At 55.4% G+C, this 17,271-nt stretch carries 22 protein-coding genes, 1 tRNA gene and 1 pseudogene; 17 read left to right on the top strand and 7 right to left on the bottom strand.

Annotated elements, in window-relative coordinates; genetic code table 11:
- The first annotated feature begins 78 nt into the window (after nt 1-78).
- A complete protein-coding gene (locus GV827_RS07910) occupies nt 79-423 on the top strand; it encodes a hypothetical protein (protein ID WP_164353256.1) in 345 nt (114 codons plus the stop codon).
- 37 nt (nt 424-460) lie between these two features.
- A complete protein-coding gene (locus GV827_RS07905; RefSeq protein WP_164353255.1) occupies nt 461-940 on the top strand; it encodes a copper chaperone PCu(A)C in 480 nt (159 codons plus the stop codon).
- Between the two features lie 62 nt (nt 941-1,002).
- On the opposite strand, the gene GV827_RS07900 is transcribed toward GV827_RS07905, so the two are convergent.
- Nucleotides 1,003-1,695: an NAD-dependent deacylase gene (locus GV827_RS07900; protein WP_164353254.1), complete on the bottom strand. Its 693-nt coding sequence runs from the start codon at nt 1,693-1,695 to the stop codon at nt 1,003-1,005.
- Nucleotides 1,696-1,864: 169 nt separating this feature from the next.
- Here GV827_RS07900 and GV827_RS07895 point away from each other — a divergent pair, with 169 nt between their 5' ends.
- From GV827_RS07895 to GV827_RS07870, 6 genes are all read left to right on the top strand, one after another.
- Complete coding sequence (locus tag GV827_RS07895) at nt 1,865-2,740, top strand: carbon-nitrogen hydrolase family protein (protein WP_164353253.1); 876 nt, start codon at nt 1,865-1,867, stop codon at nt 2,738-2,740.
- 80 nt (nt 2,741-2,820) lie between these two features.
- Entirely contained in the window at nt 2,821-3,039 is a 219-nt protein-coding gene (gene infA / locus GV827_RS07890) for a translation initiation factor IF-1 (RefSeq protein WP_005978431.1), read from the top strand.
- 67 nt (nt 3,040-3,106) lie between these two features.
- Nucleotides 3,107-3,685 carry a Maf family protein gene (locus GV827_RS07885; RefSeq protein ID WP_164353252.1) on the top strand — a complete coding sequence of 193 codons (579 nt, stop codon included), beginning with the start codon at nt 3,107-3,109 and terminating at the stop codon, nt 3,683-3,685.
- Nucleotides 3,682-4,704 (top strand): ribonuclease E/G, encoded by a 1,023-nt coding sequence (locus tag GV827_RS07880; protein ID WP_164353251.1) that lies wholly within the window; start codon nt 3,682-3,684, stop codon nt 4,702-4,704. Before GV827_RS07885 ends, GV827_RS07880 begins: the two co-directional genes overlap by 4 nt.
- Nucleotides 4,701-4,892 (top strand): DNA gyrase inhibitor YacG, encoded by a 192-nt coding sequence (locus tag GV827_RS07875; protein ID WP_164353250.1) that lies wholly within the window; start codon nt 4,701-4,703, stop codon nt 4,890-4,892. Before GV827_RS07880 ends, GV827_RS07875 begins: the two co-directional genes overlap by 4 nt.
- 104 nt (nt 4,893-4,996) lie before the next feature.
- Nucleotides 4,997-5,071: transfer RNA gene (locus tag GV827_RS07870), tRNA-Phe, on the top strand.
- Nucleotides 5,072-5,406: 335 nt separating this feature from the next.
- On the opposite strand, the gene GV827_RS07865 is transcribed toward GV827_RS07870, so the two are convergent.
- Entirely contained in the window at nt 5,407-6,153 is a 747-nt protein-coding gene (locus GV827_RS07865) for a winged helix-turn-helix transcriptional regulator (protein WP_050932077.1), read from the bottom strand.
- A gap of 146 nt (nt 6,154-6,299) precedes the next feature.
- Here GV827_RS07865 and GV827_RS07860 point away from each other — a divergent pair, with 146 nt between their 5' ends.
- Complete coding sequence (locus GV827_RS07860; protein ID WP_050932076.1) at nt 6,300-6,581, top strand: DUF4242 domain-containing protein; 282 nt, start codon at nt 6,300-6,302, stop codon at nt 6,579-6,581.
- 308 nt (nt 6,582-6,889) lie between these two features.
- On the opposite strand, the gene GV827_RS07855 is transcribed toward GV827_RS07860, so the two are convergent.
- The gene (locus GV827_RS07855) at nt 6,890-7,780 is read right to left on the bottom strand and encodes a LysR family transcriptional regulator (protein ID WP_050931673.1); all 891 of its coding nucleotides are present in this window, start codon (nt 7,778-7,780) and stop codon (nt 6,890-6,892) included.
- Between the two features lie 92 nt (nt 7,781-7,872).
- Between GV827_RS07855 and GV827_RS07850 the strand changes: the two genes are divergently transcribed.
- Entirely contained in the window at nt 7,873-8,097 is a 225-nt protein-coding gene (locus tag GV827_RS07850; RefSeq protein ID WP_164353249.1) for a hypothetical protein, read from the top strand.
- A gap of 183 nt (nt 8,098-8,280) precedes the next feature.
- Nucleotides 8,281-8,700, top strand: coding sequence for a nuclear transport factor 2 family protein (locus tag GV827_RS07845; RefSeq protein WP_050931671.1), 420 nt, complete (start codon nt 8,281-8,283; stop codon nt 8,698-8,700).
- Between the two features lie 118 nt (nt 8,701-8,818).
- Here the strand turns inward: GV827_RS07845 and GV827_RS07840 are convergent, their stop codons facing one another.
- A complete protein-coding gene (locus tag GV827_RS07840) occupies nt 8,819-9,040 on the bottom strand; it encodes a tautomerase family protein (protein WP_164353248.1) in 222 nt (73 codons plus the stop codon).
- A gap of 354 nt (nt 9,041-9,394) precedes the next feature.
- On the opposite strand from GV827_RS07840, the gene GV827_RS07835 reads away from it, so the two are divergent.
- The 4 genes and pseudogenes from GV827_RS07835 (at nt 9,395) to GV827_RS07820 (ending at nt 12,279) form a co-directional block, all read left to right on the top strand.
- Nucleotides 9,395-9,952 carry a GFA family protein gene (locus GV827_RS07835; RefSeq protein WP_328823123.1) on the top strand — a complete coding sequence of 186 codons (558 nt, stop codon included), beginning with the start codon at nt 9,395-9,397 and terminating at the stop codon, nt 9,950-9,952.
- Nucleotides 9,953-10,132: 180 nt separating this feature from the next.
- Nucleotides 10,133-10,735 carry a nuclear transport factor 2 family protein gene (locus tag GV827_RS07830; RefSeq protein WP_164353247.1) on the top strand — a complete coding sequence of 201 codons (603 nt, stop codon included), beginning with the start codon at nt 10,133-10,135 and terminating at the stop codon, nt 10,733-10,735.
- Between the two features lie 97 nt (nt 10,736-10,832).
- A pseudogene (gene istA / locus GV827_RS07825) lies at nt 10,833-11,525 on the top strand (IS21 family transposase); the annotation flags it as partial.
- A 49-nt stretch (nt 11,526-11,574) separates the two neighbouring features.
- Nucleotides 11,575-12,279 carry an IS6 family transposase gene (locus GV827_RS07820; RefSeq protein WP_164353246.1) on the top strand — a complete coding sequence of 235 codons (705 nt, stop codon included), beginning with the start codon at nt 11,575-11,577 and terminating at the stop codon, nt 12,277-12,279.
- Between the two features lie 189 nt (nt 12,280-12,468).
- Here the strand turns inward: GV827_RS07820 and GV827_RS07815 are convergent, their stop codons facing one another.
- The 3 genes from GV827_RS07815 to GV827_RS07805 form a co-directional block, all read right to left on the bottom strand.
- A complete protein-coding gene (locus tag GV827_RS07815) occupies nt 12,469-12,930 on the bottom strand; it encodes a DsrE family protein (protein WP_235930287.1) in 462 nt (153 codons plus the stop codon).
- Between the two features lie 127 nt (nt 12,931-13,057).
- Nucleotides 13,058-14,020: a molybdate ABC transporter substrate-binding protein gene (locus tag GV827_RS07810; protein ID WP_164353245.1), complete on the bottom strand. Its 963-nt coding sequence runs from the start codon at nt 14,018-14,020 to the stop codon at nt 13,058-13,060.
- 241 nt (nt 14,021-14,261) lie between these two features.
- Entirely contained in the window at nt 14,262-14,831 is a 570-nt protein-coding gene (locus GV827_RS07805; protein ID WP_164353244.1) for an NAD(P)H oxidoreductase, read from the bottom strand.
- A gap of 817 nt (nt 14,832-15,648) precedes the next feature.
- On the opposite strand from GV827_RS07805, the gene GV827_RS07800 reads away from it, so the two are divergent.
- Complete coding sequence (locus GV827_RS07800) at nt 15,649-16,698, top strand: helix-turn-helix transcriptional regulator (protein ID WP_164353243.1); 1,050 nt, start codon at nt 15,649-15,651, stop codon at nt 16,696-16,698.
- A gap of 197 nt (nt 16,699-16,895) precedes the next feature.
- Nucleotides 16,896-17,210: a hypothetical protein gene (locus tag GV827_RS07795; RefSeq protein ID WP_164353242.1), complete on the top strand. Its 315-nt coding sequence runs from the start codon at nt 16,896-16,898 to the stop codon at nt 17,208-17,210.
- Nucleotides 17,211-17,271 lie beyond the last annotated feature (61 nt).

Genomic DNA, 17,271 nt, shown 5'->3' with positions numbered 1-17,271 from the left:
ACCCCGAAGGTTCTGCCTTCGGGGTTGCGTCGTTTTTGCCCCTCGTATCCCGCATCCCTTTGCGATAACCCGACAGTTATGGCGTTGCGCAGTCTCATAGCATTATCGCTGGCGTTGATGCTGGCACTGACAAGTCAGGTCATGGCCGTCACCCGTGTCAGCACGGATGCGACCGGCAGGGTCGTGCTGTGTGTCGGGGATCAGATTGTCTCGGTCTACGTGGATGATCAGGGGCAACCGACAACAGCCCCCCACATCTGTCCCGACTGCGCACTCAGCGAAGGGTATGTGCCCTCAGTACCTGTGGCTGTGCAGCCGCAGGATGTTTCTCTGGCCGATCTGCCGCGGGCGTTCCGACACCAGGTTGCTCTGGCGCCCAAGGCCCTCAGGCCGCCCACCCGTGCGCCCCCTTCTTTTGTTTGATCCAAGAAACACAACAGATCAAACAAGGAAGAACTACATGAAACTCACACGACTTTTCGCGGCCGGTTCCACGGCCCTTATGCTTATGGCTGCCCCTTTGTTGGCGGGCGACATCATGGTCAAGGATGCCTATGCGCGCAGCTCGACACCCTCATCGGTGACGGGAGCGGCGTTTTTGATCCTCATGAATGAAGCCGATACCGATGACCGTTTGATTGCAGCCGCATCCGATGTGGCGAACAGGGTCGAACTGCACACCCACAAACAGGACGCCAACGGGGTGATGCAGATGATGGAGGTCGAGGAGGGCTTTGTCGTTCCAGCAAACGGTATGCATGAGCTGAAGCGCGGCGGTGATCACATCATGCTGATGGGTCTGAAGCGCCCGTTGGAGCAGGGCGAAGAAATCACCGTAACGCTGACCTTTGAAAAGGCAGGCGAGATGGAAGTCCAGATCCCCGTAGACCGCGAGCGCAAACCGTCTCATGGCAGCATGAGCCAGTCAAACGACAGCTAAGCGCGCACGGCGCTGCGTTCACCTTGTCAGCTTGGGATGGCTGGCAGGGTGTGCGCCGCTCTTTAGCGTTGCAAAAGGTCGTTGACCCAATTTGAGACGGTCTGCGATGCAGGGCCGATGCGATGTTCGGCAAATTGATTGCCGACGGCGGATTTCTCGAGATTGAACTCGATCGTATGCGCACCCGCCCGGCGCGCTTCTGCCACGAACCCGGCGGCGGGGTAAACATTGCCCGAAGTGCCGATTGCCGCAAAGACGTCCGCTTGGCTCAGATGGTCGAAAAGCGTGTCCATCTCATACGGCATCTCACCGAACCAGACGATGTCGGGCCGCGCAGCCGGGGCTGTACAGGACGGGCAGGCGTCACCGGGTGCCATGACCATTGGGGCAGGCCAGCGGTGATCGCAGGCATAGCATAGCGCCCCTTTCAGGTGGCCGTGCATGTGATAGAGGTTCTGTGTGCCGCCGCGCTCGTGCAGATCATCCACATTCTGTGTGATGACCACGACTTCACCATGATGTTCTGCCTCAAGCAGCGCCAGCGCAAGATGTGCGGCGTTCGGCTCAACCTCGGCTGCTTGGGCGCGGCGGGCGTTATAGAAGTTCACCACAAGTTCAGGGTCACGCATGAAACCTTCGGGCGTGGCCACATCCTCGACCCGGTGCTGCGCCCACAAACCGTCGTCCGCGCGAAAGGTCTCGATCCCGCTTTCGGCAGAGATACCTGCGCCGGTGAGTATGACGATTTTGCTCATGGGGTTCCTCCTTTGCCCTTGGCAACCGGCAGGTGAGCAACCGGTTCGGCCATTTGACCAGAGATAACAACCGCTTTGGAGATTTTCCAGTCTGGGTTGTTGCATGATTTGCCTTGCGGTTCGCCCGTGGGGCGGACACGATATGTGGCAAGTGCAGGAAGGATCCCCCATGAAAATCGCAACTGCTGCCTATCCGCTTGATGTCCTGTCGTCCTGGGACCACTACGAGGACAAGATCGCCCAATGGGTGTCAGAGGCAGCGGGGCAGGGTGCTGACCTGCTGGTTTTTCCCGAATACGGCGCAATGGAACTTGCGACCCTTGCAGGATTGGAGGTGGCCGCAGACCTTGAGGCATCCCTTTTTGCCGTATCGGACCGGATGGCTGACGCAGATCAGGTTCATGCAAAGCTGGCTGCGGAATATGGCGTTCACATCGTGGCAGCCTCTGGCCCCGCGGCCTCCGATACGCGCCCGGTCAACCGCGCACGGCTGATCACACCCTCTGGCCAGATCGGCATTCAGGACAAACAGATTATGACCCGTTTTGAAGCAGAGGTCTGGGACGTGGTGCCGGGCAATGATCTGCAGGTGTTTGAGACGGCGCTGGGCAAGATCGGTATCCTGATTTGCTATGATAGCGAGTTTCCCTTGCTGGGCCGTGCGTTGATGGAATGTGATGTGATCTGCGTGCCCAGCGTGACCGAGACGCTCGGGGGCTACTGGCGTGTTCGTATTGGGTCCATGGCCCGAGCATTGGAAAATCAATGTGTTACCGCGATGTCCTCGTGCGTTGGCGATGCGGATTGGTCAGATGCCTTGGGCACATCGTTTGGTGCGGGCGGCATATTTGCGCCACCTGATCGCGGGTTTCCGGACACCGGGGTTTTGGCGGCGGGAGTGTTGAATAGGCCCGGATGGACCTACGCCGATGCTGATCTGTCCCAGATCGCTGAGGTCCGCGCCGATGGCATTGTGCTGAACAGAAGCCACTGGCAGGGTCAGATCGGGCGCGATCAACCAGCCAAACACGTACCCTTGCGCTGAATCACCCTTGAAAAAGGGCGCAAATGCGCTCATTTAGACCCTGAGCCCTGCATATGGGGTGAAGTAATCAAGGAGAGACCATGGCCAAGGAAGATACGCTCGAATTTCCCGGTGTCGTGAAGGAACTCCTGCCTAACGCGACGTTTCGGGTCGAGCTGGAAAACGGCCATGAGATCATCGCGCATACGGCAGGCAAGATGCGCAAAAACCGCATCCGTGTTCTGGCAGGCGACAAGGTGCAAGTCGAAATGACGCCATATGATCTGACCAAGGGTCGGATCAACTATCGTTTCAAGTAACGCTTGAAATGGACAAGCCGCGTTTGGTCCGTACCGCAGGTGCGGGCCAAGTCGGAGCATTGAACCTATGACATTCATTCTTGGATCAGGTTCACCACGTCGTCTGGAGCTGTTGGCCCAGATTGGTGTGGTGCCAGACGCCGTGCGCGCACCGAACATTGATGAGACACCGCTGACAGGCGAATTGCCGCGTCCCTATTGCGCCCGCATGGCGCGTGAAAAAGTAGCGGCGGTCCCGGCGGGGCCAGATGACATCGTGCTATGCGCAGATACAACGGTTGCGCTGGGCCGCCGCATCCTTGGCAAACCCTCTGACGTAAACGAGGCTGAGGCGTTCCTGCGGATGATGTCAGGCCGGCGTCACAAGGTTGTCACAGCCGTCGCGGTGAAACGCGGTAATATTTTTTGGGAACGTGATGTGCAAAGCAGCGTCAAAATGAAAGTCTTGTCGGATGCTGAAATCAAACCGTACCTCGCCAGTAATGATTGGCAGGGCAAGGCGGGCGGCTATGGCATTCAGGGACCTGCGGGTGCTTTTATCCCTTGGATCAGCGGGTCTTTCACGGCCATCGTCGGCTTGCCATTGGCAGAAACGGCGAACCTGCTGACCGCCGCCGGATACCCGTTATATGGAGGTGCCGCATGAAAGGCCGCACGATCATTCTTGACCATTTGGGCGAGACCGAAGCCGCTGCCCTCATGGTCGACGGCAAGCTTGACGATCTGCTCATCGACAGTGACGCCCCGCGCCCTGGCACGATCTATCGCGCGATTGCCGACAGGCCTGTCAAAGGACAGGGCGGCATGTTCCTGAAAACCCCTGACGGATCAGCCTTCCTGCGTCAGATCAAGGGGTTGGCGCCGGGGCAGCCAATTCTGGTGCAGGTTGGCGGTTATGCCGAAACGGGCAAGGCTATTCCGGTCACTGCGAAAGTTCTGTTCAAGAGCCGCTACGCCATCGTGACGCCGAATGCTCCGGGTTTGAATATTTCGCGCAGCATCAAGAATGAGGATGAACGCGATCGTCTGCTGGAAATCGCTCATGATACGGCGGGCGAAGCCGGGCACGGGCTGATCCTGCGCTCGTCCTGCGCCGGTGCAGATCGAGATGAGGTCGCCGATGACATCGTCGCAATGCTTGAGCTTGCCGATACGGTCATGGAAGACCCGTCGCGTGAGATGGAGACCTTGGTTGACGGCGACGGCCCGCATGCGCTGGCTTGGCGTGAGTGGTTGGGGCCGGCTGAGATCGTGACAGAGGCGGGCGCATTCGACACCCACGCTGTGCTGGATGCGCTGGAAGAGGCGCGGCAGGCGCAGGTTGCCTTGGGCGGCGGCGCGTCGATGTTCGTGGAGCCGACCCGCGCGCTGGTCGCCGTTGATGTGAACACGGGCAACGATGCCTCTCTGGCGGCTGGCATTAAAGCCAACATGGCCTGTGCAAAAGCGCTTCCAAGGGCGTTGCGGCTGAGGGGGCTGGCAGGGCAAATCACCCTGGATTTGGCCCCAATGCCCAAAAAAGACCGTCGCAGTTTCGAAAGCGCGCTGAGGGCCGCGTTTCGCTCTGATCAGGTTGAGACCACGCTGGTCGGCTGGACCCCGCTGGGCCACTATGAGCTGCAGCGAAAACGGGTCCGTGCCCCACTCAGCGAGGTGATGACATGAGCTGCCCGATGTGCGGTGCAGAGGTCGTACAGAAGTACCGGCCTTTCTGCTCGCGCCGCTGCGCTGACCGTGACTTGGCGAAATGGCTGAATGGATCCTACGCGGTAGCCTCAGACGATCCTGAGGATATTGAAGCGGCAGTTGACGCGACCGAAGCCGCTCTGCATGCGGCGCAAAAGCCGCACTGAAGCATCGCGGCGTCAGAGCCCGTGTTTGAGCGCAAAAAGAGGCTGGACACCCTGACCGCAACCTCCTAGAAACCGCTCACCCGACCACTTCGGTGGCCTCCCGTGCCCGGGTAGCTCAGGGGTAGAGCAGTGGATTGAAAATCCTCGTGTCGGTGGTTCGATTCCGCCCCCGGGCACCACTTTAGCCATAAAAATAAGGAACTTCAGCATAGCACAGTTTTTACTTCCTGCGTTGCACAGTCATCGCACAGTTTTTCGTGCGTTGCTGGGTTGGTTTGAGGGCTGAAAAGCTGTGTTGAACACAGTGTTTGGAATCGCGGTGTTGAACACACTGTTCGCAACACACTGTTTGCCCACAGTGTTTTACAAAAGGTCCTGCCCCACAGTGTTTTCGAACACAGTCGAAGACAGCATGTAGCGCGACAACATTGGGGAACGGCAGCAATGCTGCAGTTAGAAGTCATCTGAGAGTTTCGGTCAGATGCCTCAGAAGAGCCCAAAGTGGGCCTTGCGGTTACTCAGCTGCCGCTACGCCCATGTCTGGCCCATTAAACCAATCATCTTGGAGCTGGGGCACTTCTGAGAGGTCTTCCTTGGTCCGTTGGTAAAACCATCTGTTCATTGTTCTGGAAATCATAGCGTCGCCGCTCAGGAAAAGCCGCCCGTTTTCCAGTTCGCGAGCAATCGTCGTCCGGTTCAGGATAATCGATGAAAGAGACATGCAATTCGTCTCAATAAACAAATCGACATCATAGTCTGGGATGGTGGTGCAGATTTCGTTGGGAAAACCTGGTCTGATCAGGGCCCAGTACTTGTCATAGTCAAGACCCGGATCGGTGAAGCGAAACTGAAAGACCAACTGCCGATTTGGAAGCTGGTCGGGATCAATGTAGTTCCGCATCTGCCACATCAGCTTTGAGACAGTCAGGTTCTCCAAGGCATCCTGAGCCTCGATGTTACATTGCGCCCATTTTCCCATTGCCTCCAAAGTGGGTTCGAGATCGATCGCGCGTTGCGTCCTGATATAATCGACTTGGCCCGTGGCCGGGTCCTCAATTCGTTCGATCAATCCCTGTTCCGCCAGCTCTTTCAAACGACGCGAAAGCAAAGCCGTCGAGATGTTTCCAACACCACGCCGAATGTCGTTGAAGCGGGTCGAACCGCCCCACATTTCTGACAGAATGGGAATGGTCCAGCGAGGCTCAAGCACTTCGCAGGCGTGTGAGATCGGGCAAATCAACCCATAAGGCTTGTTGGGCATGGTGGGTACTCCTCCGCCCTCAAACTACCAAAACACGTCAGACCAAGCCAGTTCACTTTGTGAAGCGGCGGCGCTTCATTATCTGAACTATCCAGGTGCGAGTGCCTCGGGCCATGGTGTGTTCATCCAAACCAAAGGAGAAACCAATGCCCAAATTCATCGTTGAAAGAAACATCCCTGGCGCGGATAAACTGACTGCGGCAGAACTGTGCGACATCTCTGCCAAGTCCAATGCTGTGGTTGACGGTCTGGGGGTGCCCTATGTCTGGCACCACACCTACGCAGCAGGCGACAAGCTTTACTGCGTGCACGAAGCCAACAGCGCGGACGACATCTACCGTCACGCCAAAGAGGGCGGATTCCCTGCGGACCTGGTATCTGAAATCAAGAACACGTTCGGTCCGGAGACCGCCAACCAAGCCGCATAAGCGCATTCACCTGGGAACGTGGGAAACCATGGTGCCCAGGTGAAATATCAACGACTGCTTGGCCCGCATCTGAGACGTCGGAGGCATCAGTGCCGAATGGCAGGTGCTGGGAGAAGCGGTCGTCCAGACCCTAAAGCGGACGTCGCCACGCGGTCCAGTCGTCTCAAATGACTACTGTGCGCTGCTTTGCGGACATCTGACTGAACCGCTCAGATGTCTCAGAAGAGCCCACAACGGACGTTGCCAAGCTTATCACGGATGAGACGTCAAAACTAATCCTGAGGCATCATCATTCCGCCTCACGTGTGTCATTCTTTGTAAATCGCCGCATAACGTGGGGCGAAGTATTTTACAAAGGCTCTCACTTCAGGACGTCGATATGCATCAGGTGAAACCAACAACAAATGTGGAGCCGAGAGTTCTTCGATCTCGTCAAAGCACCGGATGAGGGTTTCGTCCGGCTCAAGCAACTTCACGTTGCTTATTCCCAACCCATGACCTGCTCTGATCGCCGCATGCATGAGATCCAATTCGCTGTAGGTCGCCACAATCTGTTCGGGCTCAATGCGCTCCAGCAACCAATCATGAAATACGTTCGGAACGTCCCCTCTTTGGAACGTCACGAACCTGTGGCCTTCCAAGTCTTTTGATGAGATGGGCAATCCAAACTGCTCCTCATAGGTTTTTCCGCCAAACAGAGACCACTTCGCATCACTAATTTTCCTTGAAATCAGATTTGGGTCAGGTGCACTTCGAACCAATCTCAGAGCTATGTCTGCTTCGCCCGCGATCAGGTCGAGTGCTCTGACCGACGGCAAGAACTCAAACGCGATGCCTGGGTTTGTTGTGGAAAACTCATTTACAATATCGACCATTCGCGGCGAAAAATTGGCCGCATATGCTGTGATGCGGATAGGTTTTGCCTCCGACAATTCAACTGCATGCCTGGCGAATGAATTTGCTGCAGCTTCGACTGTCTCGGCACTCTTGATGAGATCGTGTCCGTTTTTCGTGAGTTTGAAACCTCGGGTGTCGCGCTCGAAAAGTACCAAGCCGGTGGCATGTTCCAATGCATCGATACGTCTGGCCACGGTGGGTTGGGCCAAGCCGAGTTTGCGAGACGCGGCCAGCGTCGATCCTTCCCTGACAACCATCAGGAAGACGCGTATATCCGACCAGTTCCAGGCTTCGCTCTGCATTTATGTAGAACAGCACAGCTTCAACTGCGATACCAGTGGTTGGTGCTGGCCAGTAATCTAAAGGGAGATCTCATAGACTAGGAGTTCCAACAATGACCGCGCTCACCGACCCCCAACCAGGTACCTGGAACCCCCTCAGATATTTGCCCAAGCTATTTGAACGTGCCCCTTTTGCTTCACGGGAGCCCGAGCATGCCCATGAAGCGGCACTGCAACGCCGAGAGCTCATTCTTGAAATGATGCAGGGCCACCCGGATGCATTTCAAAGTGATCTAGATGTTCAATACCTGATGCAGTTCTACCCTTCCCGGTTTTGAACGCTGCTCCAATTGGAGCGCTTCGGTTGGTGCTTTTTTGCGCGTCTATACGTTCTCTGTCGCAATTTGGATGACCGGCTAGGCAATGCTACACTTCCGGGAAGAGAAGCACGCGAAGGATGATGGGCAAAGATCACAGCCCATGGGAATGGGAATTGCATTCAAGACTTGGGAGGGACAACGATGACTGATGAAGAGGAAATTCGGGCCCTGATCGGCAATCATTTCGAGCCGATGACTTGGGGAGAGGACAGTGTGCCCGAGTGGGACAAGTTTCGGGAGGACTTTTTGCCCGAGGCGATCCTATGCGGTGCGGCCCGACCAGTGCAGGTCCGACCGCTCGAAGCCTTCATCGACAGAATGGAGAATGTCGCGCGAAAGAACCTGCACAGCTTCGAGGAACATACGCGTGGCATGAAGATCATGCGCTTTGGGAACATTGCCGTGGTGCTAGCCATGTCTGAGCTGACTGAAAACGGGACCGAAGTGAACCATGACATCAGTGGCTATCTTCTGGTGAAGTCGGAAGGCCGATGGTCGATCGCAGCGCACGCATGGGAACCGGCAGGGGAAGATAATCCCGTTCCCGAAGACTTGCGCTAACTTCAGTTCCTGCGAGCATTGCGTCTTTGTCCGCAACGCGATCACTCAGCCAATCTCAGCAGCGATCGCCCGGAGCTCTGAGTGGTGATCGACGCTCCTCTGTCCGTACACCCAAAGGCTAGGTCTTGTCGTTCTTGATGCTCAGTCCGACTTCTGTCGTGAAGACCTGGTCAGCGAACCCCCACGCCCCACTTTGAACTTCGTGTATGCGACAGGACGTGTTTTCAAACATTTTCTCACCAGCTGCGTCGCCGAAGGCGCGGATCACTGACATTATGATCCGTTCCTTGTCGTCTGCGTCAAACACGCCTTCAAGGACCTGGATATCGATCTGAGGCATATCAATCTCCTTTGTGTTTTGAACATGATATCAGGCGGGTGTTGGCGGGCAATGACTGCTTTGAGCCCTTACCGGACCCGATCCGGCTGTGACGCTCGCAGATGCGGCGTGAAATCGACTGAGCTTTCAGCCGCGGAGCAGAGAGAAAAGCGGCCGTTCGTTCACAGCGCAGCGAGTTCCGGGGCATCGATGTCCGAATTGCGGACACAGCGGCCTATCAATCATGACGTTTCAGGAACTCCGACACCCACCTGTTATATGCTTCCGTTTCTTCGAGATGCGCGACATGCGCGGAGTTTTCGAATATCACCGTTTCAGCATTAGGGATGCCCGCTTGAAAGCTCCCATTCAACAATGATAGCGTCACCGAACTCCGGATGTGCTAGGAAGCAACATCTTTGGGTGATGGGAACGGGAATTGATATGTCGGACGGACACGCTGGCCGCTGTCTTTGCGGGAGTTTGGCATACACTACCGGCAGCGAACCCCTCTGGGTGACGGTCTGCTACTGCCGGTTCTGCCAGCGTGCCGCGGGTTCGGACCGAATGATCGAACCGATCTTCGAACGCGAGCACTTCGTGTTCACCGAAGGCAAACCGTCCGTCTACACACTCCCTTCGGAAGGCAGCGGAAAAGACGTAAACGTTCATTTCTGCTCCAGATGCGGAACCAAGCTTGCCCTGACATTCGAGCGCTGGCCCGATCGGTTGGGCATCTACATCGGCACCCTTGATCATCCGAGTTCAGTTTTGGCCTCGCCAGAAAACAGCAAACACATTTTTGTTTCGGAAGCACTCCCTGGAACTATCCTTCCAGCGGGCTTCAAGACCTTTGACCGCCATGCCACCGAAAACGACGGGACTCCGATTGAGCCGACTGTACATACATCGCCACATTTGGTGGGGTGCTGAACTGTTCAATCACCCTCGGTCCGATGTCAGCTATGTCCCGCATCCCAGTCTTCGGCAGGATTTCAGGCAATGTCTGCCCCACCATGAAGCAGTCGTTGTCACTTGCAATACCCAACCAATCGACAGGCCGCCATGATGCAGATACGCTAGCACCGAAATAGCAAGAAAATGCTTTGAATTATGCCGATGGATGCCGCGCCACGCCGATCTTACGAATTGGAGTCAATCGTACGTCGCTGGCTTCACGCCATCTTCAACCAGCAGCCCAAAACTGCGGTCAATCTGTTCTCAGAGAGCGATGCTCTTAGCTACATCGGAACAGATGAAAAAGAGTACTGGGCGGGAGATAATCTACGACGAGGATACGGCGCTCATATGAGCGAAGCCGATCCTTCGGTAATGAAAGCACTTGATGTAGATGCTTGGGAATGTGGGAGTTTCGGTTGGGCTCGGTCCAAGGCAGAGGTTTTGTTCCAGAATGCCGACCAGCCTGTATTGCTGCGCCAATCAATGGTCTTCTTGCTAGAGGATGGGATTTGGAAGATCGCCCATGTACACAACTCAAACCCGGTGCCGAACGTAGAAGTCTTTGGCTACGTGCACAAAGCCTATGACGATTTCTTGGCGACGGTAGCCAAGGACGATCTCAAACTTGAGGCGTCAGGCAGTGCTACGGTGATGTTTACTGACATTGTAGGCAGCTCTGCGTTGGCGGAAGCTGTCGGAGACCAACGATGGGCGCGGCTTATTTCCGATCATCTGAAGCTTGTCGAATGTCACTGAGAACTGACCCGGTATCCCCCAAAATTGTCACTGAGAATTGACCCATGTGAGCACATTGCCCTGACGGTTTTGGTCAGGGGGACATGGAGTGATCGACATGGGATTTTTGAGTGTTATTCGACGCTGGGCATTGCGTGATAAAATGCCAATACGTGAGATTGCGCGCCGGACGGGGCTGTCTCGTAACACCGTCAAGAAGTACCTTCGCGAAGGCGCTGTTGAGCCAAAGTTTAAGACGCCATCGCGGCCAAGCAAGCTGGATCCTTATGCGGATCGATTGTCTGCATGGCTTTTGGCGCAGGCGCGGAAGTCTCGCAAGGACCGACGCACCGTTAAACTGATGCATGAAGACTTGGTGAAGCTTGGCTACGATGGGTCTTATGAACGTGTGGCTGCATTTGCCCGGGCGTGGCGGGCAGATCGGCATCGTGCGGAACAAACAACTGGACGAGGCACCTACGTGCCTTTGGTGTTCCAGCCTGGCGAAGCGTTCCAGTTCGATTGGAGCGAAGACTGGGGCAATATTGCCGGAGAGCGGGTCAAACTGCAGGTTGCCCATATCAAGCTCTCGCACAGTCGAGCCTTCTTGGTGCGTGCCTATCCTCTGCAAACTCATGAGATGCTGTTCGATGCCCACTGGCATGCCTTCCGCGTTTTTGGTGGTGTTCCCGGTCGCGGCATCTACGACAACATGAAGACGGCGGTGGATCGTGTGGGTCGAGGTAAGCAGCGCGCCATCAACGCGCGCTTCAAAGCGATGGCCAGCCATTATGTCTTTGAACGGTTCTGTCAGACAAAACTGGCTTGAGACGGGCAGGGTGGTTTCGTAGCTTCTGGATATGAGCAAACCTGACCCATTTCGCTATTTCAAAACGAGCCGTGAGATAATCCGCCTGGCTGTGATGTTGTATGTCCGTTTCCCTCTGTCCCTTCGCAATGTGGAAGATCTACTGCACGAACGTGGCATCGAAGTCAGCCATGAAGCTGTGAGATATTGGTGGCATCGGTTTGGCCCGCTGTTCGCTGCCGAGATCCGAAAGCGCCGAATTGCGTGCATGAAATCCAGTCGCTGGCGCTGGCATCTGGATGAGGTGTTCGTGAAGATCAACGGCGAGAAACACTATCTTTGGCCGGCAGTTGATCATGAAGGCGAAGTTCTGGAAAGCTTTGTCACGAAGACCCGTGATAAGAAGGCCGCATTGAAATTCTTAAAGAAAGCAATGCGTAAGCATGGCCGCCCGGAAGTCATCGTCACGGACCGACTGCGGTCCTACGGTGCCGCGCTGAAAGAGATTGGCGCCGCCAACAGGCAGGAAACAGGCCGTTGGCTGAACAACAGGGCGGAGAATTCACATCTGCCGTTTCGACGACGAGAACGAGCCATGCTTCGCTTTCGGCGCATGCGAAGTTTGCAGAAATTCGCCGCCGTTCACGCTTCCGTCTACAATCACTTTAATCAGGAACGCAGCCTCTCAACTCGACCCAATTTCAAACTCAATCGTGCCGCCGCTCTTGCTGAGTGGCGCGGTCTCGGCGTGAATTAATGGACAGTGCCACTGTCCTTGCAGAGACGAGTTCGAATTGGTCTGACAGCAACCTCCAAAGAAGAAATACTGTTCGTAGATACAGACGAAATCTCCTGCACTCTTTCCGCAGACCGACCTGTCCTAGTGGCTTACGGGTGCCGCCCTGCAGCGAACGGCTACCCTTACTTCAAGGCGAGCCAGGGGGGGTCAAGGACGGATCATGAAGTAGCCTTGGTCGCTTAACTCCATGAGGCGAATAATCCCACCCGGAACCACCCGCGCATTGGGCACGATTTCGATATCCTTTCCTGCCTTTTTACTCATCCCCTTAATCGTGTTGCCACAGGCAGAGATGGTCACATTCGGCACGCTAACGGTAAAGTTCTGGACGCGCTCAAGGACTGGTGAGGTATCGGTGCGCAGCATATGCAGGCCGGCATTATAAGCAACGATTTCAATTTCGTACTCCTCGCCACGCTCCATGAAGAAGTTCGACATATTGGACGCGTTATTAAGGACCTTGGTAAATGTACCCTCGCTATTGTCGCTGACTTGGATAACGATCCGATGTGTCTCGTGGGGCGGCGCATCATCATGCGCCAACACGGGAATGGCGATTAATGACCAACACATGGCCAATATGGCAACGAAGAGACGAGTAACGTTCATGTTTTCCTCCCAAAATGCCCCTAAGGGCTTCATTTGATGAATGACCGGTTGGAGCTCAGAATTGACCCCGGTCCTGTTCATCTGTTTGGCGGAGGGTGCGAACTGTGAAAGACCGCACCGCCTCCTTTCAGTTTGTCACGAGTGGCTTCAGTTTAAGTTCTTCGGTGCTGGCCGGTACAAAGCCGTAAGACGCGTAGATTCCCTGCGCTCGGTCGGTGCCGAGATAGGACAAGAACCGGTAGGCATTGTAGGGGTTGCGTCCCTCACTCAGCGCTCCAATAGCGTAGCTGACCTTGTCCTGCTTGTTCAGGGGCGCTGGGATAGCAACACCTTCGATCGCCCGACCCTCCGCCTTGGCCTCGATCACTTCCGTTGTCCATACAATGCCCACATCCGCTTCGCCGTCTTCGATCCGCTGCGGCGTCTCGCGGTGGTGACGTGAGGTGAACCATGTCTTGCCTTCGATTGCCCAACAACTTTTACACTCGGCATTGGCAGTGACCTGCTCGTAAAGCCCCATATCCTTGAGCATCTCAGAGCCATAGAAACGGAAAATCCCCTCGGTCAGTGGATTGGGATGCGACTGGACAAGATCATCCCGTGCAAGGTCTTCAGGCCCTTTTATCCCTTTTGGGTTCCCGGCAGCCACCATGAGTTCGAGCTTGTTGTGGATGTAGATCATGTAGTCATTCATCTTCCCCATCCCTGCGAGTTTCTTCAGGTGATTGAGGTTTACCGAGGCGTAGAGGTCGGGGTTCATCGCAGTGTCCTGATCGTTGATCTGACCCTGCTTCAGGATTTGACCGTTTAGGATTTGCCCCGGTGGGATTGTCTCTACGTAAATTGTCTTGATGTCGGAGTTCAGCGACTGGAAATCTTGGATGAGTTCTTCCATCACCATAAACTGGTTTCCGGCGAGATACATTACGAGGTCCGAGTTGTAGCTGTCTCCGATCTCGCCGTATTCGATTGTCCCGTCTGAATGAAACGTCCGGTAATCTTTGTTCAATCCGGCATCGTCCTGGGCATTCGAGACTGATCCCATAATTGCGATTGATGCCGCGAATGCGACACTGTGAATGAACTTCATCACAGACCTCCCCTTTTCTTGTTTGAGTGGAGCTATCGTTTCACAAAAAGGAAATATGTCAATTATTGAATGTGATTTCGTATCAATGCTGGTCAGCCTGTCAGGCTGTAGGTTAGTCGTTCCACGAGTGACAGGTTCGTCCGCAAAGCAGCTACTGGAGCAAACCGCAGCGATTGACCGCTTGGACATTTAGGTCGGCGGCATTGCATGTGTCTCCACTGCGGCCTTGTCCAAAATCCTCTCAGTCTGCGAATGTACGCCCTAGAGCTCTCGCTTTCACGAGAAGCGCCTGCCTTTCGTCGTCGCCTTCCAAGGTATCGTGGAGGAGTTCCAATCTGGCGTTCGTGATACCGCAAAAGTTCATCACTCCGACAACCAACTGCGTCTCCATAGCAGTCGTATAGCCGCGCTTCTTGAACGACGCGGACCCAGTAGCTGCGAGACCAACCAACAGTGCTCGGTCAAGCGTCAGCTTTTGCTTCCCGTAAGCCCAATCGGCATTCCAGACCCTGTCAATCCAACCCTTGGTCGTCGCAGGCAGTGACCACCACCAAACTGGAAAGATGAAGGCAACCGCATCGTTTCTCTCCACACGGGCCTGTTCGCGTTGCACGGCTTCGGTATAGGATTGTGCGCCACCACTTAGATTTGGCTCATCTTCAACGGGCATGCGGGGATCAAATCGCTCAGCGTGCAAGTCCGCGATCTCTGGAGTGTTCCCGCTTTCCTCTAAGCCTAGCACGAACTGTTCAAGCACAGCGCCTGACAGCGATTTCCGTCTCGGATGATCGAAGACGACTAAGACATTCATGACGGCCCTTCAGCGCTACCAATTCCGCATCATAACACAAGAAGGTCGTTTGCGCTGACGAGTGTGAGCTGAAGCACCGCTTTCGAGCGACACACGCAGCGAATGCTGGCACAGATACATGCTTCCAAACACTGTTGCTGAAAGTGTGTTCAAGCACAGTGTTTCAAGTTAGTGTGTTCAACACAGTGTTTGCCCAAACTACCGCAGCATTGTCGCATCGCACAGTTTATCGCACACCTCAAATTTGCCCCAAATATCCATTTAAAATCAATGCTTTAAAATAAACACAAGTCTTGAAAATCCTCGTGTCGGTGGTTCGATTCCGCCCCCGGGCACCACTTTTCAAAGCAAAATCAATAATTTAGTCATCGCACAGTTTTCACTTAATGCGTTACACACTCATCGCACAGTTTTGTGGTGCGTTGAACTGGCGCTGGGCTGGCAGGAAAGCTGTGTTGAACACAGTGTTTGGAATCAATGTGTTGGCCACAGCAAGTGGAACACAGCCTTTGCCCCACAGTAACTCGAACACGGTTTTCCCACACAGTCTTCTGCGCCGCTGTCCTATCAGGATTGGTCCAACATCTCATGTCGTAGGAAGTGAGAGCGTTAAAGCTGCCTGCATCTTAAAGCAGCGGGACGCAACGAAGACCTCGTCCCAATTCTATGGCACTGCAGATTACGGCCACGTTGGGGACAAGTCTTCGGCGCTGGACGGGTGCCTGGACAATCCTAAATCGAGCTATGCGGGGAGCTCGACTCTTTTGGGGAATGCTGATACCCGAAGTCCGCCGGATATTTCTTGCGCTGACACATCTTGCTGGAACTGACATCTGCGGGAAGTACTGAAGACATGCTGATAAGTCTCGACCTCCGCGGAGCGCCCTCAGATATGCAGCACGACTATTGGCAGCAAGTGTCGCCTGCTTCCTATCGGGTCGGCCGTGTGCCTAACGGCAACGGGTTGGACCTAAAATCCAAACTTTGGGTGCTGGATGACATTGTTGCTAGCCAATTTTCAGCTAGCGCGCACCGCATTGACGCTGTGGCCGCAACACGTGGTAGGGGCAGAGCGCCCTATGTCAAAGTCCGGGTTTATGAAGCCGGTCATGCCGAAATCCAGGAGGCGTCGGGGCCCGGACAATATCTTTTGCGCCCGGGCGATGTTCATTTCATTGACCAATCACGCCCCTGGAGCGCCCGCTATGCCAGGCATAGCCAAAAGACGCTGATCATACCCCACGCACTTATCGGTTATCGCCCGTCAGAGCACCCGATCGCACGCACGATCAAAGGCAAAACTCCAGCAGGCCGCATTTTGAATTATTCGATCAAGGCGTATTACGCGTCTCTGGAGAAAGGCGTCGCCGACAATGCGGGCCTTTTGGCTGCCCTTGAGGCTGCACTGAATGGCGCTCTGGGTGTGAGTCGAAGGGCCGACGTAAGGGCGGCGACCATCACTGCCATGCGCCGTTTTGCTTTGGAAACCCCTATATCACAAGACGTGTCGGCGGAATCGGTGGCGAGGGACTTCGGAGTGTCGCGCGCCAGCGTTTTCCGAGCCTTCGCGGATGACGGTGGGCTTGGACGTTTCAGATTGGGAGTAAAGCTGGACCGCGCCCACGATGCCTTGGCTGGTCAGCCGCAACGGCGCGGCCATGTGAGCGAACTGGCCTCCGAGATGGGCTTCAGCTCTACGGCGCATTTCAGTGACGCATTCCAGAACCGTTTCGGGGTGCGACCCAGCGAGGCCAGCAAGCTGATCCCCAGCACATTGGTCCCGGACTTGGCGCCGGTTAACGATCCCAATGATCTCGAAGACACCTTGCGATGGTCTCTCAAAGCCATCGCGCGAACGACGGGCTAGGTCCGCGCGCGACCGGTCGTCAAATCTGAATTGTGAGACTCTGATGTAACGATCAGGACGCGGGAAGCTGTTAACTGAGGATGCGCGTATGCATTCGCGGGGTCGTCAACAGCTTTACCGCGACGTTCGACTGTTCGTTTCCCCTCGGTATGTGCTGGCTCCTGAACATATCGAACATGACAAGGAAGAGATGACATATGAGAGCCAAGTTCAAGATTGTGGCGTCCGCATTCGCGGTCTCTGGACTGTCAGGCTGTATCGACATGACCGACATTGGTGCGTCGGACCTGAACGCCGCCAATGCTCCGGATGCGCAGGCCCGTGCCGCCTGCGTGCGCGACGTCCGTGGCGTGACGGGTAACACGGATGCGGTGGTTCAGAGCTCCACGTTCTCAGAAGCAGGCACCGAGGTGATCCTGCTGGTTGGAGGAACAGGAACTTGGAACTGCATCGCATATCAGGACGGGACCACGGCGGGCATTATGTCGATAACGAACGAAGGCACCCTGTAAAGGGGCCTGAACACGACTGATGCGGAAGCGTTTGCTTTGGTGCCGATCGACTGCGGTGCTC

It is taken from the genome of Sulfitobacter sediminilitoris (assembly GCF_010667575.1).
GTDB lineage: Bacteria > Pseudomonadota > Alphaproteobacteria > Rhodobacterales > Rhodobacteraceae > Sulfitobacter > Sulfitobacter sediminilitoris.
This window is presented reverse-complemented; position numbering and strand designations above follow the sequence as displayed.